At 64.3% G+C, this 1,125-nt stretch carries 3 protein-coding genes; all 3 read right to left on the bottom strand.

All coding sequences use genetic code 11. From position 1 onward, the window contains the following. Positions 1-40: 40 nt before the first annotated feature. Entirely contained in the window at positions 41-430 is a 390-nt protein-coding gene (locus KWI83_RS37730) for a DUF6507 family protein (protein WP_218518880.1), read from the bottom strand. 44 nt (positions 431-474) lie between these two features. Continuing rightward, positions 475-789: a pore-forming ESAT-6 family protein gene (locus KWI83_RS37725; protein WP_218518879.1), complete on the bottom strand. Its 315-nt coding sequence runs from the start codon at positions 787-789 to the stop codon at positions 475-477. A 75-nt stretch (positions 790-864) separates the two neighbouring features. Continuing rightward, positions 865-1,125: hypothetical protein (locus KWI83_RS37720; protein WP_218518878.1), on the bottom strand; the 261-nt coding region annotated here is incomplete at its 5' end.

The following is a 1,125-nucleotide window of genomic DNA, read 5'->3' as shown; positions in this document are numbered from 1 at the left end:
GGCAGCTTCCCGGTGAACTGGGGAATCTGCGACGGGCTGATCACGCCTTGCCCACCCCCGGCATATCCAGCTTCGGCGCCTTCAACGCATTGCGCTGCGCCTCCGCCGCCATCTCCTGATCACCATTCAGATACGCCGTCGCCGCATCCACCACACCCTGCAACGACTTACCCGCCCGCGCCGCCACGAACTGCAAATCCTTCGACGCACGCTCCGCATACTGCGACAACGCCAGCGCCACCAGACCGCCCTGCGCCTTCTCCCCGCCCCCACCACCACCCTCGGCGGAAATGGTGCCCGCACTCGAAGCCGCCGACGTCAGATGCTCACCGAACGACTTCCCGTACTTCTCGAAATTCGACGCGGTCTCCCCCGTCGCCTTCAGCACACCCGAAATACCCTGCGGCTTCAGATCCCACCCGGGCACCACAAACCCCCGCAACCAGAAACGAGCCAGAAAACCCGAGATCAGCCTCAGCCGATGTTGTCCACCGCGGCCTTCGCCCGCGACAACGTCGACTGCGCCGTCGCGTCATTCTTCTCCAGCGTCGTCTTCAGCAACTGGATGATGTTCCGCACCTCCTGCGAAGCACGGTTCCACCGCTGCTCCTTGCCGTGGTACTCATCCGCCACACCATCAGCCATGAAGTCCGCCATCGCCGCCTTCACCTGACGATCCCGCTGACCGATGACCTCCTCCAACCGGCCGATCACCGACTGAATGTTCGCCTGAGCATCCGTCGACGCACCCGTGTCATACGACCGACGATCCGCACCAGCACCCGCCATCACACACCACTCCCCGTGAAGTCACCCGAAAGTCACGCAAAAGGAAAGAAACCGAAGAACGCGTCCGCGACCGACTCAGCGGAACCGCGCGGCGTCGAAGTTGGCGGCCGCCATCTGCTGCCGCGCATTGTCACCCTGCTCCTGATCGCCGGAGCCGAACGCCGACTCCATACCCGACTGACCACCCAGGATCGCCGACAACGACCCGTTCAGCTCCGCCGTGATCTCGTCCGCCCGCGCCTTGAACTGGTCGAACATCGCCCGACCGGTGCCGTTGAACTTCCCCTCCAACGGCTGCGCCGCCTGCACCAACTGCCGGATCAACGTCCCGAGATC

The organism is Streptomyces sp. TRM70350 (genome assembly GCF_019219825.1).
Classification (GTDB): Bacteria; Actinomycetota; Actinomycetes; order Streptomycetales; family Streptomycetaceae; genus Streptomyces.
The sequence above is the reverse complement of the archived record's forward strand: the minus strand, read 5'-3'. Positions and strand labels throughout refer to the sequence as shown.

Excerpts from the sequence above, each read along its gene's own strand:
- KWI83_RS37725 (WP_218518879.1), bottom strand. The coding sequence starts at position 789 with ATGGCGGGTGCTGGTGCGGATCGTCGGTCGTATGACACGGGTGCGTCG.